The 18,548-nt window shown below is 61.2% G+C and carries 14 protein-coding genes and 2 pseudogenes; 11 read left to right on the top strand and 5 right to left on the bottom strand.

The genetic code is table 11. The features are described from left to right. Window positions 1–4 precede the first annotated feature (4 nt). Window positions 5–613 (top strand): LysR family transcriptional regulator, encoded by a 609-nt coding sequence (locus AC3WJR_RS20110; protein ID WP_492727410.1) that lies wholly within the window; start codon window positions 5–7, stop codon window positions 611–613. Beyond that, window positions 591–824 carry a LysR substrate-binding domain-containing protein gene (locus AC3WJR_RS20105; RefSeq protein ID WP_492727408.1) on the top strand — a complete coding sequence of 78 codons (234 nt, stop codon included), beginning with the start codon at window positions 591–593 and terminating at the stop codon, window positions 822–824. Before AC3WJR_RS20110 ends, AC3WJR_RS20105 begins: the two co-directional genes overlap by 23 nt. A 14-nt stretch (window positions 825–838) precedes the next feature. Here the strand turns inward: AC3WJR_RS20105 and AC3WJR_RS20100 are convergent, their stop codons facing one another. After that, window positions 839–1,201, bottom strand: a complete 363-nt coding sequence (locus tag AC3WJR_RS20100; protein ID WP_492727406.1) for a darcynin family protein — start codon at window positions 1,199–1,201, stop codon at window positions 839–841. A 75-nt stretch (window positions 1,202–1,276) separates the two neighbouring features. Here AC3WJR_RS20100 and AC3WJR_RS20095 point away from each other — a divergent pair, with 75 nt between their 5' ends. The 8 genes and pseudogenes from AC3WJR_RS20095 to AC3WJR_RS20060 all read left to right on the top strand — a co-directional run bounded on the left by AC3WJR_RS20095 (window position 1,277) and on the right by AC3WJR_RS20060 (window position 12,706). Continuing rightward, window positions 1,277–1,903 (top strand): TetR/AcrR family transcriptional regulator, encoded by a 627-nt coding sequence (locus tag AC3WJR_RS20095; RefSeq protein ID WP_492727404.1) that lies wholly within the window; start codon window positions 1,277–1,279, stop codon window positions 1,901–1,903. Window positions 1,904–2,223: 320 nt separating this feature from the next. Further along, window positions 2,224–3,336, top strand: coding sequence for an SGNH/GDSL hydrolase family protein (locus AC3WJR_RS20090; protein WP_492727402.1), 1,113 nt, complete (start codon window positions 2,224–2,226; stop codon window positions 3,334–3,336). Window positions 3,337–4,726: 1,390 nt separating this feature from the next. Beyond that, window positions 4,727–6,799: a beta-galactosidase gene (locus AC3WJR_RS20085; protein WP_492727400.1), complete on the top strand. Its 2,073-nt coding sequence runs from the start codon at window positions 4,727–4,729 to the stop codon at window positions 6,797–6,799. Between the two features lie 39 nt (window positions 6,800–6,838). After that, a complete protein-coding gene (locus tag AC3WJR_RS20080) occupies window positions 6,839–7,465 on the top strand; it encodes a hypothetical protein (protein WP_492727398.1) in 627 nt (208 codons plus the stop codon). Window positions 7,466–7,728: 263 nt separating this feature from the next. Next, window positions 7,729–8,097 (top strand): response regulator, encoded by a 369-nt coding sequence (locus AC3WJR_RS20075; RefSeq protein ID WP_492727396.1) that lies wholly within the window; start codon window positions 7,729–7,731, stop codon window positions 8,095–8,097. 467 nt (window positions 8,098–8,564) lie between these two features. Then, the gene (locus AC3WJR_RS20070; protein WP_492727394.1) at window positions 8,565–8,900 is read left to right on the top strand and encodes a hypothetical protein; all 336 of its coding nucleotides are present in this window, start codon (window positions 8,565–8,567) and stop codon (window positions 8,898–8,900) included. Window positions 8,901–9,319: 419 nt separating this feature from the next. Beyond that, a pseudogene (locus AC3WJR_RS20065) lies at window positions 9,320–9,538 on the top strand (transposase); the annotation flags it as partial. 471 nt (window positions 9,539–10,009) lie between these two features. Then, complete coding sequence (locus tag AC3WJR_RS20060; protein WP_492727392.1) at window positions 10,010–12,706, top strand: glycoside hydrolase family 3 C-terminal domain-containing protein; 2,697 nt, start codon at window positions 10,010–10,012, stop codon at window positions 12,704–12,706. 550 nt (window positions 12,707–13,256) lie between these two features. Here the strand turns inward: AC3WJR_RS20060 and AC3WJR_RS20055 are convergent. The 3 genes from AC3WJR_RS20055 to AC3WJR_RS20045 all read right to left on the bottom strand — a co-directional run bounded on the left by AC3WJR_RS20055 (window position 13,257) and on the right by AC3WJR_RS20045 (window position 15,898). Continuing rightward, window positions 13,257–13,625 (bottom strand): hypothetical protein, encoded by a 369-nt coding sequence (locus AC3WJR_RS20055; RefSeq protein ID WP_492727390.1) that lies wholly within the window; start codon window positions 13,623–13,625, stop codon window positions 13,257–13,259. Window positions 13,626–13,768: 143 nt separating this feature from the next. Beyond that, window positions 13,769–14,581, bottom strand: coding sequence for an ATP-grasp fold amidoligase family protein (locus AC3WJR_RS20050; protein ID WP_492727388.1), 813 nt, complete (start codon window positions 14,579–14,581; stop codon window positions 13,769–13,771). Between the two features lie 231 nt (window positions 14,582–14,812). Then, window positions 14,813–15,898 carry an NAD(P)H-dependent flavin oxidoreductase gene (locus AC3WJR_RS20045; protein WP_492727386.1) on the bottom strand — a complete coding sequence of 362 codons (1,086 nt, stop codon included), beginning with the start codon at window positions 15,896–15,898 and terminating at the stop codon, window positions 14,813–14,815. Between the two features lie 265 nt (window positions 15,899–16,163). On the opposite strand from AC3WJR_RS20045, the gene AC3WJR_RS20040 reads away from it, so the two are divergent. Then, entirely contained in the window at window positions 16,164–17,207 is a 1,044-nt protein-coding gene (locus AC3WJR_RS20040) for an NAD-dependent epimerase/dehydratase family protein (RefSeq protein ID WP_492727381.1), read from the top strand. A 169-nt stretch (window positions 17,208–17,376) separates the two neighbouring features. Here AC3WJR_RS20040 and AC3WJR_RS20035 read toward each other — a convergent pair. Further along, window positions 17,377–18,231, bottom strand: a pseudogene (locus AC3WJR_RS20035) (D-cysteine desulfhydrase family protein); the annotation flags it as partial. Window positions 18,232–18,548: the final 317 nt, after the last annotated feature.

Genomic DNA, 18,548 nt, shown 5'->3' with positions numbered 1-18,548 from the left:
GACGATGATCGGCAACCTTAGCCTCGATCAGTTGCGCGTACTGGTGACGATCGTCGATGCAGGCAGCTTCTCTGCCGCGGGCCGGAAGCTAGGACGGGCCCAGTCGGCGATCAGTCAGGCGATCGCGACCTTGGAGGCGCTACAGGGCGTCGCGCTATTCGACCGCAGCGGCTACAAGCCACGCCTCACCGAAGTGGGGCGCGTCCTCGTTGACCACGCAAGACTGGTACTGGCCAGCGCCGCGCGGTTCGAGGCGGTGGCGGCGGGAACGCGTCAGGGGGTCGAACCCGAACTGGCGCTCGCCATCGACCCGCTCGTTCCGACCGCGCCGCTGATCGACAGTTTGCGTGCTGTGGGAGAGACCTTTCCGAACCTGCCGGTCAGCTTCTCGGCTGAAGGTTTGGGCGGCTCGCTGGGGCGGCTGCGCGACGGTTCGGCAGCGCTGGCGATCTGCCTGCTGCTGCCCGACTTGCCAGAGGACATAGTCGCCTATCCGCTGCTGCGGATCCGCATGCGTCCGGTTGTGGCACCCGGTCATCCGCTGGCATCGCTGAGCCGCCCCGCAAGGCGCGACGATCTTATGGCGCTTCGTGGATCTGGGCCGACGGTTTGACTTCCTGCTTGCCGGCTTCGGGTGGTGCCGTATGCCGGAGCATCTCGTCGCGGCACCCATCGCTGACGGGAGGTTGACCGCGATCGAGATCGAGGATGATCCAACGCCCAAAGAGGGGCTCGTCATCTATGCAACACACCGGCGGGACCACGTGTTGGGTCCTGCCGGCCGCTGGCTGCTCGACACGCTGCGACAGCCGCTTGAGCTTTAGGGCATTCAAGGCAGCTACGATTGCAGTGCGTCGACTTCGTAGTTTTTGGCCCAGGCGTTCAGCTCTCCTGAAAAGATGTCATGCACCAGGAAGAAACGATCCCAGAACGGCGTCTCTCGCAGCTTCTCGCAGAATAACTGGTAGCTGTGATGGTCCTTGGATTTGACCATCCAGATGTCACTGATCTTGGCTGTGTAGAATTCGACATCGTACCACTTCAGTCGGACGCGTCCCTTGTACTCGTCAAGGATGGGCTGAAAGGTTTCGCGGGCATGAGACAGACGCGTGTCGAACGAGAAGCCCAGCCATTCGGGCGAGGTTTTGACCATGTAAAACGTCGTGAGCGCGGCTTCGAACTGGGCGGGTTGCGTATCCATAATGCTTCCTTGCGTCTTGATTGAGGACTACAAAATGTGAGCATAGGCTCAGCCTGACTACTTGCATTGGTTCTCATGACTGAACGGGCTTCCGATCAGCGCACACTCCCCCGAAAACAACCGCGGCAGGCCCGCGCGCAGCATACGGTGGATGCGATCATCGAGGCCGCTGCTCGCATTTTGGAGGAGCAGGGACATGGCGGCTTCACCACGAACGCCGTGGCCGAACTGGCCGGCGTCAGTATCGGCACGTTGTACCAGTATTTTCCCGACAAGGATGCGCTGCTCGGCGCGCTGATCGGTCGTAAGACGGCTGGCCTTGTCGAAGGAGCCGAGGCCGCTTGTATGCTGGCAGCGGGCCAGCAGGCGTTGGATGCCCTGGTCCGGGCGGCCGTGCGCCACCAGGTCCGCCGCCCTCGCTTAGCGAGGCTACTCGATTTCGAGGAAGCACGTCTGCCGCTGGATGCCGGGACGCAGGTCGTAAGATCAAGGTTCGTGGCGATCCTTGCCGACATCCTCGCGCGCCCGGACTTTCCCGAGCCGTCGAACATAGCGGCTGCCGCCGGCGACGTCGCATCAATCATGCGAGGTATGATCGATGCCGCCGGTGAGCGCGGTGAGCAAGGACAGGAAGCGCTTGTGGCGCGGGTTCGTCGAGCCGTACTAGACTATCTCTCGATGCAGGCTTGCAGCTGCTTCTAGCTGCCTTCCCGGATGCATACGCAAGCGGACACGGCACTCGTACTGTTCTGCAGTGGTGTCGGAAAACCTGCCCGGCCTGCGAAGCGTACCAGTCACCGCCCGACGGGATTTGCGACCCATAAAGCGACATTCAGCGCTTGCTCGGCGATCCCCAAAACCGGACGCCCGTTCATTGTTTGGATGCTGCCGCCAAGTACGATTATGGCTCGAGACGCGCTAAGCGGCGTTAAGAATGATACCCAACGTATATCTTCAGCAAAACGCTGCTTTGTCTCCCCCTATTGGGGGGCCCTATCCTCTATCCGAAGGCCTTCCAACCGATGTCGACCATAGCATACCTAGTCGCGTTGGTTACTCATGCGCTGCCCGGGGTCACGGTCGCGCTCGCTCCCGATGCCGGCTCCCCACCGCCATTGACAGAGCATGTCGGCGGCAGAATAGCTACCGCACCGGGTGATCCTCGGGCGCTCGTGCGGCAATGGCCCGGCTCGTACTTCGAGACTGCGTTCAAAGGTCGAGCCGCGCTCTTCCGCATTGGACCGGGCGAGGTCAGGCTAAACATCTTCGTTGACGGCGCCCAAGTTAGCACGCTGGTGAAACCGCAGCCCGGCATGTACCGGGTCACCGGCCTTGCACATGGTCGGCATAAACTGCGAGTGGAAGTGGCGTCCGAGAGCCAAGCGAAGCCGACGATGTTCGGGGGCTTCTTTGCCGACGCTGGCACCAAAGCCTTGCCGCTCACAACTTCGGCACGTGCGATCGAATTCATCGGCGACTCTCACACGGTTGGTTACGGCAACACTTCAACCAAGACGGATTGCACGCAGGACGAAGTCTGGGAGACCACCGACACGTCCAAAGCGTTCGGCCCTGCCCTCGCACGTAAATACGGTGCCGAATACGAGGTGAACGCAATCTCAGGCCGTGGCGTGGTGCGCAACTACAATGGTTTCGCGGCGGACAAGCTGCCAGAGGCTTACCCGTTCACGCTGTTCGACAAGCGCACGTTTGTGAACGAGCCCGGCTGGCAGCCACAGGTCATCGTCATTGCTCTGAGCACGAACGACTTCACGACGCCGCTCAACCCCGGAGAAAGGTGGGCGACCCGTGACGTGCTGCATGCCGACTTCGAGACGACTTATGTCCGCTTCATAAAGCGCCTCCGCGCGCGCAACTCAAACGCGCTGATCGTGATCTGGGCAACGGACATGGCGAAAGGTGAGATCCAGACGGAGGCGGCCAAAGTCGCGGCGACGCTGCGTGCTTCGGGCGACAAACTGGTCGACTATGTGCCGGTGAACGGGCTATCGTTCACCGGCTGCCACGCCCATCCCTCACTCGTAGACGAAACGGTAATTGCCGGTAGAATCGCCGCTGCTATTGATGCGCACGGCGACGTCTGGAGTGTTGGCCGACCCCGACCTGCCTACTGAACATAGCAGGGGCGATTGACCCATAAGTCGCCGTTCAGAGCCCTCCCCCGGCTTTCCCAACTTCAGACGCTCGTTAATCGTAGCAAGACGGTCGCTCGACCGGCCACCAACGCCGGCCTCGAAGGGCAAAAAGTGGGACATTCCTGCCGATCGCTCTTAGTATCGGGAATGACCGGTCGCGCGATAACAAACCATTCGTGGAGTTGCGCACCCACGACTTAGTTCCTGTTGTGCCGCGAGCCGCCAAGTGGCTTTTGGGCATTGGGTCAATCGCCGGCTCCTTGGCTGCCTCGCGACGAGTCCCTTCATCCCACCGTTACGAGCGTCGCCCCCGCGAACCGTCGCGTGATAATGACGGTTACGATTCAGTAGCACGCTTACTTTTCTCCTATCGGTCAAATTCCAACCCAACCATGTGCAACAGTGATTATGGCACGGCATCGGTTTGGCTGTCTGATGAGGCGTGGGCAGCGATCGAGTTGCACTTGCCATTCGACAAGCCGGGTAGGCCGCGGGTCCGTGATTAGACCGTTATCTTGGGCATCCTGCACGTGCCGGGGATTGCACGCAGGCGGCGCGCGTACCTGCGACCTATGGTCCGCCGACAACGATCTATCACCGCTACGATTGATAAGCGTCACGCGGCATATGGCAGCAGCTGTTCGAGAAGATCGCTAGCGCCAGGCTGGTTCCCGATGCGTTGTCGATCGAGGGCGCGTACAAAGGCGCGCCGCTCGGCAGCCGGCTCAAAAAGGGGCATCACAGGAAGAGACCAGCCGTTTGCGCGGCGGACGGACATGCGAAGATCCACTGCCTGGACAATGAGCGCGGCCGACCGATCGCGCTCGCCCTGACCAAGGCACGCATATGTGAAAACTAATTTGTATATGCGACATCACCGTGTAGAAACGGTCGTTAACGATACACGTCGTCAACCGGGGAAGGGTTTTCAGCGACACCCTCGGAAAACGAAGACAGCGTAAAGAGGGAGAAGATGTATGAAAGCTCGCCTGCCTCGCGGTGCTGTGCCAATTTCTGTACCGCAGCCATGTTCTATGAAAGACTCAGCTTCGCTTTGTCTTTCGCACATACATCGCGCGACATGTATCTCGGGTCACCGCGGACCTAAACTAGTGCTCCTAAATTTGCGAATTAGCTGCGATCAATTCCATTGTGAAAACACCGTTCGGTATAGGCAGGAATTTCGCGACGTCGGTCGACGTTATAGTGCCGTGGCTCGCGTCAGCTTGTGATCGGAGCGGCACTACTGTGGCCTTGGTGCTCGCCATCAGGCCGGACACCAAAATGCTTCTCGTACGACACGACCGATAGCTTGGAAACCATAAGGCGGGGAGGACTTGGCATGGAAGGCAGGATCATACAGAGGGTCGTGAAAGCACTCGCATTGGCCATGGTGGCGCTGCCGACAACGACGCAAGCGCAGGTGCCGGATACCATCCTTTACGGCGCCGCCTATTATGACGAATACACGCCGGTCGACCGCGTCGATGAGGACGCGCGTATGATGAAGGCGGCGGGCATCAGTGTCGTCCGCATCGCGGAGTCGACATGGGGCACGCTGGAGCCGCAGCCTGGGGTCTTCGACTTCAGCCATGTCGATCGCACGCTCGCTGCGATGCATAAACAGGGCATCAAGGTGATCGTCGGAACGCCCACCTATGCGATCCCGACCTGGCTCGCGCGTCAGCATCCCAACGTGCTCGTCGCAAGCCGCGACGGAGTCCGCGCGCAATATGGCACCCGGCAGAACATGGACATCACCGACCCCGACTACCTGGCCGCGGCCGAGCGCGTGATCATCGCGCTGGTGGACCATGTGAAGAATCATCCCGCGGTGATCGGGTATCAGCTCGATAACGAGACAAAGCCCTATGGCACCAGCGGCCCAGCGGTGCAGGCGGCGTTCGTTCAGTCGATCAAGGCGAAATGGCCGAGCCTCGATGCCCTGAACGCGGCGTGGGGCCTGAATTACTGGTCCAACCGGATCAACCGGTGGGAGGACTTCCCGTCGACCAACGGCTCGATCAACGCCAGCATGTCCAACGCCTTCACCGCCTATCAGCGCAGCCTCGTCACCGACTTCCTGGCGTGGCAGGCCAAGCTCGTGCGCGCTCATTCCCGGCCCGGCCAGTTCATGACGCAGAATTTCGACCTGGGCTGGCGGGAGGGTTCCTATGGCATTCAGCCGGAAGTCGACCATTGGAAGGCGGCACGGTCGCTCGATATTGCGGGCATCGACATCTATCATCCAACCCAGGAAAAGCTGACCGGCGCGGAGATCGCCTTTGGCGGCGACGAGGCCCGCTCGATCCGAAATGGACAGAATTACCTGGTACTGGAAACCAAGGCGCAGGGCTTCGCGCAATGGACGCCCTTTCCGGGCCAGCTTCGCCTCCAGGCCTTCAGCCATCTCGCTTCGGGCGCGCAGATGGTCGAATACTGGCACTGGGCGACCACTGCCAACGCGGCCGAGACCTATTGGCGTGGGCTGCTGTCGCAGGACTACAAGCCCAACGCGGAGTATGCGGCGGCAAAGGTAATCGGCGCCGAGATAGCCCGGCTCGGGCCGAAGCTGGCAGGCATGACCAAGCATAACCAGGTCGCCGTGTATGTGAGTAACGCCGCTCAGACCGCGTTCAATTCGTTCAAGCCGGATGGCGTAGAATATAACCGGGTGCTGCGCCCCTTCTACGACGCCCTCTATCGGATGAATGTCGAGGCCGACATCGTGTCTCCCGACAGCACGCAGAAGCTCGATACCTACAAACTCATCGTCGTCCCTGCGCTGTACGCGGCGAGCGATGCTGAAATCGCGCGGCTCAACGATTATGCCAAGCGCGGCGGCCACCTGCTCTACACGTTCAAGAGCGGCTTTTCGGACGAGAATACGAAGGTCCGCTATGCCGCACAGCCGGGCGCGATCGCCGAGGCGGCGGGCGTCACCTATCAGGAGTTCACGATCCCCGTGGGGGTCACGCTCGCGGGCAATCCGTTCGGGGTTGCGGACGCCGACAACGCGCCACGCTGGTGGATGGAGATGCTGAAGCCCACCACCGCTGAGGTCGTGGCACGCTATCAGCACCCGTCATGGCCAGCCGCTGCCGCCATGACCCGAAACCATTGGGGCAAAGGCGAGGTCAGCTATGTCGGCTTCATGCCGAGCGACGCGCTGGCCGAGAAGATCGTCGCTGCCGAGGTTGCGCGCGCAGGTGTCGTGCCCTCGGTCGCGGGTGTGCAATTCCCGCTGATCGTCCGCGGCGGCACGTTGAAGAACGGCCATACCGTCCGGTACGTGCTCAACTATTCGGCTGTACCACAGCATATGACTGCGCCGGCCGCGGGCACCGAACTGCTGCATGGGCGCAAGGTGCAGCGTGGCGGGGAGATCGACCTCGCCGCCTGGGACGTCGCGATCATTGAGGAAGATGGACGGCCCGACTGACAGCCGAGCCGTGCGGAAACGAAGCGAACGGGAGGCTGCGTGACAGACGAGAAAACGCCGCGTAGCTGGGCGATCACCCGGCGGACGCTGCTCAGCAGCGGTGCGGGCGCGGCGATCGTGGCGAGCGGCGCGGTGCAGGCCGCGACGCGGAGCGTTGCCGCGGATTTCGTGATCTCCTCGGGGGAATTGGCGATTACCGTCGCGGCACTCAGCGATCGCGCGTTCCGCGTCCGCGTTGCGCCCTTTGGAGCGCCTCCCGCAGCGCCCAGCGAAATGCTCGCGCTCATCGCGAAGCCGCCAATCCCCAGGCGCTCGCACGAAGGCAGCCGAACGCGACTGACACTCCCGCACGCGCAATGCGTGTGGGACGAAGCGACGGGATGCCTGTCGTTCCATGACGGAGCGAGCAAGCTGCTCCTCAGCGAAGCGCCCGGATCGCGGCACGTCGCACCATCGACGATCGGAACCGAGCCGACCCTTGCGGTAACGCAGGGTTTCGCCAGCCCGCCCGATGAACGTCTCTACGGCACCGGCTGCTTCCAGGACGGCCATCTCGATATCCGGGGTCTGCCTCGCCGGCTGACGCAGGTGAATACGCAGATCAGCCAGCCCATCCGGCTTCGGATTGCCGGACATCAGCACGACTGTCGCAGGCATTTTCGCTGAGCCACTCGCTATGAACTCTACGCCTGACAGGCCCGCACCCAAGTCGTCATCACAAAGCAGCACGTCAACATCGCCACCAGCAAGCGGAACACGTGCGGCGTCAATTGAGGCTGCTTCAACGACAGACAAGCCCAGCTCGCGCGCAAGACTCGCGATCATCTGACGGACCAGCGCGTTATCATCTACGATCAGAAGTTTAGCACTAGCCATACTCACCATCCTAGGTTCAGTATGTGTCCTAGGGAAATCTGGGGACGCATACGATGTCTCGTGACCGTTCGGTTATCCTCGTCGTTGATGACGAGGAGAAGATTCGAAAGTTGATCGGAGACCAACTAGAAGCGGTGGGCTACGAAGTGATCCTGGCAGCCAGCGGTGATGACGCATTCGAGATACTGCAAGGGACGCCTCGCATCGACCTGATTGTAACAGACGTCAGAATGCCTGGCGCTATAAATGGTTTCGACTTAGTTCAGAAAGCACTCGCCAGCCGCCCCCACCTTCGGACGATCATCATTTCGGGTTATACTGGCGAAAGCACGCAACGCACTGGGCATGCCGACCGATTTATACAAAAGCCTTTTACTTTATGGTCCCTTGAGAACGAAGTTAGAATTTTACTAGCCGCATAAGCACAGCATCCAGCTGAGCAGCGTAATCAGTACGCTGGGCGATTCCGTTGATGGCTAATGCCTGATAGTTAAGGGACCTGCTCGCTGTTTTCGGGCCGCCTCTAATTCAGCTTCGGTGTCTCTATACCCTTAGGGAGGGGTGCGGTTTGCAACCTCGGTGGGATGGCACTCCCCCAAAGGCTGCAGTAAGTATCCACAATCTTGCAGTTCGTCCGCAAGCGTTGATGATACGTCTGGCCGCAGACCGCGGTTAACAAGGATGTTCGACCCCCCTTGGGCATGATTGCGAGCCGCCAGTAGCCAAGCCTGCAACGCCCGTTCGGCGATCCTCGCAAGCGATAGCGGTGGCACACCACCATAGCTGGGGACATTTCCCCCGCTGAACTGGGTGCGTTTCCTGCTGATGTTTTTTTCTTAGCGGTCTGGCCGGTGCGGCATTTTATCTAGCGCTACATCCGACGGGTACGGTGCCGATGGTCGGCGCTTCGGGTACACTCTACGGCCACATCGGTCTGCTAATTCAGACGCCTGCGGATGGCGGAGCCGTCTTGGACGTAAACTCGAGGCGAATACGGCAAATCGGCTGGGACCTAGTAAAGGAGAATGCTATCCTTTGCACTTTCCTTTGCGCTTTGCTCGCGCTGATAGCGTGGACGAGCGGAACCGCGGGTGGTTTGGCTTGGGAAGCGCAGTTGGGCGGCTTCCTATTCGGCTTGAGCTTAGGCCCGAAGCTGCTGCCGCGCGCTGCGGCCATGAGGTCCGAGGCGGAGCTAAGTTCCACCACTTTCGTGTCTGCTAATTAGTGCCGCAGGCCAGAACCGCAACAGGTTAGAGCGCACTCCGCTATGTCCGAAACTGGGCGCTTTCGGACTGGCAGCCCCCCCCCCCCCCCCCGACAGCTGCCGGTCGACTTTTCGGGTACGATACACGCCTGCGAAACGTCGGAACGGCGATGATGGTCCAAAGGCGTTATGATTATGTATAGGTTTGGGCCGTATCTAGAGCATGCTGTTGGCCCACATCAGCGACAACCGTAATCTTTACACCCGCAGCGCCTGATCGTTGCGGGTGTTTTTTATGTCAGTAATGCTGATTGAAATGTTGCGTTAAGTTAATCGAGGTCGCAAGGTCGCAACTGCCTCGTCCGGCTAACGCAGCGAGCGAGGCGTCTCTGGGGAGAGGTTCACTCGCGCTGCCGGGTGTCATCGAAGCGCGAGTGAACAGGGACGCCCTTCAGGCAAAGGGCATCATGCCCTGCATTCCAGGACGAAAATCCCGGGACGTGCCCATCAAATACGACAAGCGCCGCTACCAAAGTCGTAGCCGCATCGAAATCATGTTTGGTCGCCTGAAGGATTTGCGCCGTGTCGCCACCCGCTACGATCGATGTCCGACGGTCTTCTTCTCCGCCTTCGCGCTCGCTGCGACCGTCATCTTCTAGCTGTGATCAACGAGTCTTGAGCCTAACGACGTCAAGGTCTCGCGAACGTCCACCGGCCGGCATAGCGTACAGGGTCGAAGTTGGTCAGAGCAGGCATACCAAGACCAATCGCAACGAGTGCTGCGTTCGACTTCGCGCCCGCTTTAGCCTTGGGCATGATCCAATGGGATCCATCGGTCAGTTGGTCGATGCACCAGAGCTGCCCCGTCGTGCCAGTGAAGGCCGGTCTAATCTGGATCGTGCCTTTTGGCCTAACCGCAAGCGCCCGCGTGGATCCAGCGATGTATGTTGACTAACAAGCCGATCGAGATCGCAGCTTGCTTTTCGCCGAACACCTGGCCCAGATGGTAGCGCTAATATCTCTGCGGCGTGACTATGGTCGTTTCTAATCGGCCACAACGCTCAACGAGATATGAGTATCGCAGAGGAGCGGCATGCGCCGCCCTTTGGCGGAACAGGTAGAGGATCATCATGAGCGTCTCCATCCGAACACGAGTCCTGCTATCCGGCGCAGTGCTCGGCAGCCTCGCAATAAGCCTTCCCGCAGTCGCTCAGACCGACCTGAACGCGGCTAACTCGGCATCACCGGAGCGCGCCCGTGCCGACGCAATCGCGACAGCGATCGTTGCCAGGATGACACCGGAGGAGAAGCTGCCGCAGTTGCTCAACGTCGCACCAGCGATCCCGCGCCTAAAGATACCCGCTTATAATTGGTGGACGGAGTCGCTCCACGGCGCACTAGGGCCGGTACCGACGACCAATTTTCCCGAACCGATTGGCCTGGCTGCTACCTTCGACGCACCACTGGTGCACGATATCGCAGGAGCGATCAGTTCCGAAGTACGCGCGCTCCACACGATGGCGCGGGAGACCGGCAAGCTGGGGCGAATCGGTACCGGTCTCGACACGTGGTCGCCCAACATTAACATCTTCCGCGATCCGCGCTGGGGCCGGGGACAGGAGACATATGGCGAGGACCCGTTCCTGACCGCTACGATCGGCGTTGCCTTCGTTCGCGGCATGCAGGGGCCAAATCCCGACCTGCCGAACGTCATCGCCAGCCCCAAGCATTTCGCCGTTCACAGCGGACCCGAGTCGACGCGTCACGCCGCGAATGTTTACGTATCGCCGCACGATTTGGAAGACACGTACCTGCCGGCCTTCCGCGCCACTATCGTTGAAGGTCGTGCTGGCTCGATCATGTGCGCTTACAACCGAATCAATGGCCAGCCCGCCTGTGCCAACGACCTGTTGCTGAAAGAGCATCTGCGCGGTGCCTGGAAATTCGAAGGCTACGTCGTTTCCGACTGCGACGCGGTCAAAGACGTGGCCGACAACCACAAATATGCCCCCGATCAGGCCACCGCCGTGGCGGCATCGATCAGGGCCGGGGTGGATAACGAATGCAACACGCAGACGATCGGCGACATAGGGGGCTTGCCCGACCGTTTCGGCGAAGCGCTCAGGCGCAACCTAATCTCACAGCAAGACATCGACCGATCGCTCGTCAGGCTGTTCTCGGCCCGTATCCGCAACGGTGATCTACCCGGCCTTACCGAGGCACCTAAGCCAGAACCCGCCCGCGTCATCGGCGCGCGCGACCACGGTGATCTAGCGCTCGAGGCCGCAGAACGCAGCTTGGTCCTGCTCAAGAACGACGGCGTGCTACCGCTTCGGTCGGGCGTCCGCGTTGCGGTGATCGGACCGCTCGGCGACGCCACGCGGGTCTTGCGCGGCAACTACTCGTCGCCGCAGTCCGCTACGCCGGTGTCGGTAGTCGACGGACTGCGCAAGGCGATCGGCGCGGCCAAGGTGGAGCTGGTGCCGTTCGGCGAGACTATCACCGACGGGGATCGCATCCCAACCAGCGCGTTGCGGACGCCGGACGGCAAGCCGGGCCTGCTGGTGCGTTACTTCAATCCGGTCGTGCCCCCTATCCTGCCGTTCGCACCCGGCACCGATCGCGACCAGATCTCTGCCCTGCGCTACGCGGCGAAGCCCGTTGTCGTCCATCGGGAGGCCGACTTGGCGCAGCGGGCACTCACGCTGCCCGCGGTCAACGATTATCACCGGACCGAATGGGCAGGGTTCATTGTGCCGCCGGTGACAGGACGCTACCGGCTGGGTATCGGTGGCAGCGGACTGCTGGAACTTAACGGCCGGACCTTCCTCGATGTCGGCCAGGACCATCGCAGCCCCCTGCCATCACTGAAGACGGTGACTCTGGAAAAAGGCCACCGCTACCGCTTGCGGGTCGTCTCCACGGCACGCGGATTCGGCAACACCGATCTCGTCTGGAAGCTGGTTTCCGCGCAGCCGGAAGCCGACCTCGCAGCCGCCGCAAGTCGTGCCGACGTGCTGGTCGCCGTGGTGGGGCTCACCTCCGACCTAGAGGCCGAGGAGACCGGCCTCGACGTGCCGGGCTTCAAGGGCGGGGACAAGACGACGCTGGACCTGCCAGCCGATCAGGTCGCGCTGCTGGAACGCGCGAAGGCGACGGGCAAGCCGGTGATCGTCGTCGCTATGAACGGCAGTCCGATCAACCTGTCCTGGGCGAAGGACAATGCAGCCGCCATCCTGGAAGCGTGGTATCCGGGCCAGTCGGGCGGAACCGCGGTCGCCAACGTTCTGGCCGGCAGGACCAATCCTGCCGGGCGCCTGCCGCTCACGTTCTACGGCAGTGTCGCGGATCTGCCGGCCTTCGACGACTATGCCATGAACGGCCGCACCTACCGCTACTTCGAGGGGACGCCCGTCTACCCGTTCGGCGCTGGACTGAGCTACACGCGCTTCGCCTATTCTCCCCTAAACGTCACACCGGCCCAAGGGAGTGCCGAGCAAGGGCTGCGGGTCGTCACCGAAATCAGCAACACCGGTACTCAGGCGGGCGACGAAGTCGCTCAGCTCTATCTAGAATTTCCCAAGGTGCCGGGAACGCCGCGGCTTGCGCTTCGTGGCTTCCAGCGTCTGATGCTGAAGCCCGGCGAGCGACGCACCGTCACCTTTGATCTCTCGCCACGCGATCTCAGCGCGGTCGAGATCGACGGCAGCCGCAAGGTGCTGGCGGGCAGCTACCGGGTGACAGTCGGCTCCGGTCAGCCCGGAACCGGCGTGGCCGGCCAATCGGCAACGTTCACCACGACGGTTTCCGTCCCCCTCCCGAAGTGAGGGTTGGTGTAGAGTCAAAATGCTCAAAACGTTGGCTGATATTGGGCAACGAAGGCGATGTACATTGACCCAAACTCTGACATTCAAACGCCCTTCCCCGTCTCCCACTTCCGGACGTTCCTTCATGAAGTCTGAACGTAGTTCCTCATGATCCGCGTTTGTTCGGGGTTCGAGAGAACTGGGAACCCGACTGCAATGGTTCCGGCAGCCGCTTGATCTATGACGGCCTGAATCGCGTTGCCGCCTCAGGCGATAGGTCTAAGCTGCTGATAACCTCGAGGGTCCCCCAAAGATCAACTTGGCCAGGGCTGCAGTTAAGGTCACGTCCGAACTGCAGCCCGCCTCCAGTAGCTAGCGATCGTTCAACGCCTGCCGCGCCGCAACGGTCAGCTCGCTGAAGGCGGACTGCCACGTTCCGCCCACCGTGCGTGAATGTCTTGAACTGGGCGCTTGCAGACTGGCAGATTTGCCGCCCGATAGCTGCCGGTCGGCTTTCCGACAGGATTGGCACTCGCGAATGGTTTGAACGGCGATAGGTGGTGGGAAGCGGTCATTCCTTGGCACCGGCCATTGGGATGGCGTCGATGCTCAAATCTCCGACTTTTACGACCTGAAACACGATCTTGCCGTTGGTATAAGCGACTTCAAGATGGGTCGGATCACGCCAGCCCAGCTTGATCGTGGCAGGTCCGTTCATCTCTTCCAGTGTCAGGACGTCCACCGGCTTATCTGCAGCTACGTTCCGAACTTGAATGGTTTCCGCCAGATAGTTGTTGCCCGGACCCGACGTGTCGGTGCGGACTGTTCTGGTCAGCCAGCCTCCCGTAGGCGAAGGCTCCCATGGCGATTGGGTAACGTCGGTCGCCGAGCAGGCTTGCAGCAGGACGAACGCCAGCACGGCGAGGCGAGAAGTAGGCATCAAGTTCGCTTGTTGCCGGTTTATCGAATGGCTGCAATTGGGCGAGAGCGGAACGGCAGCTTCGCAGCCAAAAGGACGCAATTCCCGCCACTCAACTGCTTAGGGACGCTTCCCAAATGCAGCCGTCCGTTCAGGTACAATAGTCAACCATCGCGCAGCTCCTCTCGCGCCTGCCGCCAGAGCGTGCCCATGTATCGGTCGAGAGAAGCCGGCACGACCGGCAGTAGTCCGGAGCCCGGATAAACGGTCACCTCGCCGAATAGCGACTTTCCCGCGACTTCGTAGCAGTCGATGCGGAGGAAGTGATGACCCTGCGCCAGCCGCTCAGCCCCAGCGATCAGCCGATCAAGGGTGCACGGGCGGGCGGGATCGGGATCGCCGGTCGGTGGTGAGACTCTAAGCCAGCCGCGGTCCATTACGATCCAGCGGTGCGCGGTCGCTCGGTCGAGATGGACCTGCACGAACGCCGCACGGCCACCGAACACGAACAGCTTGTAGTCGATGGGCAGCACTTCCTCTTGCCCGAGATAGGGCTCAATAAGCAGCCCCGACGGCACGCTCGCATAGGCCCACTCGTCCAACCAGCGGCCATAGCGCATACCACCCCAAGACTCCGCCTGCGAACGTGCCGCCTCCCATTCGGCCAACGTCCGCACGAACGCAATGTGCCCGCAGCCATGTCGTGCCTTGACCACCAGCGGTAACGGTGCCGGCGGCTCCTTCGGCAGCACGCGGCCTTCCCACAGTGTTGGAATTACCCAGTCACGCCCGAGCGCGAGGGCGACAAATTCCTTGACCGCAACCTTGTCGACAAGGTCCGGCAGCCGAGGATCGCGGTCGTAAAGCTTGCGGTGTTGCACCCATTCAGTGAACCGCTGCGGCGAATTTAAATGCAGAGCGCGACGGTGCTGCCACAGGTAGGTGAGATGGACACGTAGCAGGGCAAGAAAAGTCACAAGCGATTACATTGCGCGTTTGGAAAGGTCGACGCAAGGATGGTCAGCAAGAGCAACATAACGGCCACGCACGACCGGCAGCGTGAGCCGATGCGAAGACCCAGTCGCGGCCATTCGCGACCCCTTTTCGTGTTTCCAACTTCGGCCATTGGTTCATCTCGATCGTACGGTCGCATTCTGTACGCTGGACGGTCTACATAGACGGCTTCGAGAGGGGAAACGTCAGTCCGATCAAGGAATGTCGCGCTCAACAAAGCCTCTAATCCGTCGCGATTCGAGTTCCTTTCGCAGCACCCCGACCAAGGCTGCTGCCGGCATGGCACGAGACAGTGGCGCACCTTGCCCTGCCCATTGCGCCCCAAAACCGTGTTGCCCTTGCGCCTTGGCAGCCGCGTGCAAGGCCTTTCCCGCATCATAGGCAATAGGATAATCAGGCGGTCGGCGTTCATCGACCAACTGACTTAGAGCCGTGAACCGGTTGGCCAGCGCACGCGCGGGTCGACCAGAAATAAGCGACGTGAGGACGGTGTGGTAAGCGCCCGCACCGGTGAGAGCCGCCCGGTATGCATCGTCTGCGGCCGACTCCGGGCACGCGACAAAGGCAGTTCCCAGTTGCGCTGCCGATGCGCCGAGGTCGAGCGCCGCGGCGATGCCGGCACCGTCCATCATCCCGCCAGCAGCGATGACTGGTAGGTTGTTTTTGCGCACCAGCAGCCGGGTCAGCGCGAATACGCCGAGCGCGTCGTCGGGCGCGGTGGGGTCGAAGACACCCCGATGCCCGCCAGCTTCGATTCCTTGAGCGACCACCGCGTCGATCCCCGCCGCCTCGATCGCGTGTGCTTCGTCGAGGCTGGTCGCAGTCGCCATGAGGTAGATACCGCGCGCTCGCAACGCCGAGATCACGTCGGTGGACGGCAACCCGAAGTGGAAGCTGACCACTGGCGGCGCGAGATCGAGCAGTACCGCCAACATTTCGGGATCATCTGCGAAGCTTTTGTAGATGATCCTGAGCGCCCTCGGGGGTTCTGCGCCGTACTCGGCGAACAGCGGGGCAAGCCAGTCCAGCCATTGCGCTTCCCGCGAAGGATCGGCCTTTGCGCCGGCGTGAACGAAGACATTGACGTTGAACGCACGGGTCGTGCGGCTGCGCACTTCCTCGATCATCGCACGTGCGCCGGCGGCGTCGGTCGCGCCCACTCCGATCGACCCCAAGGCTCCCGCCTCGGATACCGCTGCCGCTAGCGAAGGTGTGGCAACGCCCGCCATCGGCGCCTGGATCAAGGGCACCGAGAGTTCGAGCCGATTGATGAGAGACATACCTACGGGATCCAACCGTTAACGATCGTGCGCTTATGACTACGCCAGCGCATTAAGTGAATGGCGCCAAGTGGGCGAACGCGGATCATCTGCCCTTTAACCGCTACAACCGAAAGACGGTCAGTGGTGACAACTGTTCGTTCGTTAAGGTGCTGCGGCTGGCACCAATCGTCTTGAGGACGCTAACGCCATAACGGATTGGTTGGATAGTTTGTCGGAGCCGATCGTTCGGTTAGCCTCCCCGCATTGATCCAGGAGCAGGTTCTTGACCAACGTTGCACTCGTCGCCGGTTCAGGCGGCATCATCGGCAAGGCTCTGCTCGAAGAGATCGCCGGAACGGCAGGCTGGCGTGGGGTAGCCCTGTCGCGTAGCCATGGTGATATTGTTGCGGATCTTAGCGACGCCGAGGCAAGCCGAACTGCACTGGCAAACGCGAGCGATGTCACTCACCTTTTTTATGCGGCCTACGGGCCAGGCGGCGGTCTGGCAGAGGAGGACGAGCGCAATTCGGCCATGCTCCGCAACCTGCTCGACGGTTTGGAGGCGGCCAGCGCGCCGATCGAGCGAGTGGTGCTGTATCAGGGGGCAAAAGTTTACGGCGTTCACCTCGGACCAGTAACGACGCCATTCTATGAGGACGAAAACCCGCGACCCATCGGGCCGAACTTCTATTTCACTCAGGAACGCGAGCTGCAACTGCGTCGCGCCGCCGGTGGACCAGAATGGGCGATCCTCCGGCCGGACGTTATTGTTGGCGACGCAGCCGGAAATGCGATGAATATCGCGACGGTGATCGGCACCTACGCCGCATTGTCAGCCGCCGACGGGGCAGCGTTCCGTTTCCCGGGCTCTCGTACGACCTACGATGACTGTTTAGTCCAGGTGACGGATGCACATGCGCTGGCGCGCGCGAGCTTGTGGGCCGCTACTGCTAGCGAAGCAGCGGACCAGGCGTTCAACTACGTTCACCCGCCGTTCCGCTGGCGGCGCATGTGGGACAAGGTTGCCCAGCATTTCGGCATTGAGACTGGCGAGCCTATCCCCTTCGCGCTCACTACCCATATGCCAGCGCTCGAGCCCGTTTGGCGGCAGATATGCGCGGGCTTACTCCAGAACGATTTCACGAAGGCGGTGGGGTGGAGATTTGGCGACTTTATCTTTGGCACCGAGGCAGATGTGATCTCCGACATGACCAAGATCCGCCTTGCTGGCTTTCAAGAGGATCGTGACCCCGTTAACGCGTTGATCCGAGCAATCGAACGTCAACAAGCTGCAGGTGTGATTCCTCAAATCAAGCCAGCCAGTTAGCTGGCGTTTTGAGAGCTTGGTCGAGCGCGTCGCGAACGAGGTGGCAGCCCCCTGACGGCTAACGATAGCGGGTTGCCTTACATCCGGACGTTTAGCCATCCTTACCCGTCGCGACGTGCAAACAGTCGTTCAGCTCACAAGCTTGAGATTGTTTACTGGGTCAGCGGGACTAATCGCACCGGAACGCCGGCTCGTAAGCGAATAGGCCTGGCAAGCCACCCGTCATGACGAACAATACCGGTTCCTCATTCCGCCACTCCCCTTCTCGGATCGCAGCGATGAGGCCAGCAAAAGCCTTCCCGCCATAGACCGGATCAAGCAGCAGCCCTTCAGACCGGGCGACCAGTCGAACGGCTTCGAACATAGCGTCAGTCGGCACGCCGTAGCCCTCGCCGAGTTGACCGTCAGCGACGACTATGTCGCCTCCTACGAATGCAGTGGCCGGATCAATGAGCGCCAGGGTCCGCGCCGCAAGGTCAGTGGTAACTGCCCGCGCGCGTTCAATTGTAGCAAGGACGGTGAATGATTCGATCCGGCCGGGCGCGTCTCCGGCCGCCTTCATACCCGCAGCCAAGCCGGCATGCGTCCCAGAACTGCCGTTCGGCACAATGATCCGGCCGAAGCGAAGCCCCAGTTCCAGCTCTTGAGCCATGATCTCCTCTGCACACAGAACGTAGCCGAGGCAGCCGAGCGGCGAAGAGCCACCAGACCCAACAACATAGGCGCGGCGCCCCTTGGCGGACAGTTGTCCAGCGCGCTCCTGAGCGACCGCTAAGGCATCAATATTGCCTGGTCTTCGATGGACAGATGCGCCGAACAGATCGTCGAGCACTACGTTGCCATTGCACCGGTAGGCTTCGTCATCGCGCGGGACGGTATCGGTCAGAATCAGCTCGCAGGAGAGCCCTGCGCGCGCTGCAGCGGCAGCGCTCAGTCGGGCATGGTTCGACTGCCGCGCGCCTGTAGTGATGAACGTATCGCAGCCTTGATCCAGTGCCTCGCCGATCAGGAACTCCAGTTTTCTGAGCTTGTTGCCGCGTCAGGCGCTGGATCGGCGTGCGCCCCTCGAGCAGGATAATTCTAGGTAGTTTCTCAAGCTGAGTTAGCATCGATCGTTCCGGTCTAGCGGTAGGTGTCTTTGTGGCAGCTTCGGGCAACCTCGTCACGCTCAGGAACACATAGGCGGTCATTCGCGCAGTTGCGCATTAAGACCCGTTTGAAGGTGGCGGTGCAACTCCGGCATCTGCGTCGACCCAAACCCCCCATTCCCAGCGCTTATTCGCCTCTCCAACTTTCGACGTTCATTCAGCTTTCGATGTGGCGCGGTCTCGACCGCTGACC

It is taken from the genome of Sphingomonas sp. FW306-05-A (genome assembly GCF_058782275.1).
This window is presented reverse-complemented; position numbering and strand designations above follow the sequence as displayed.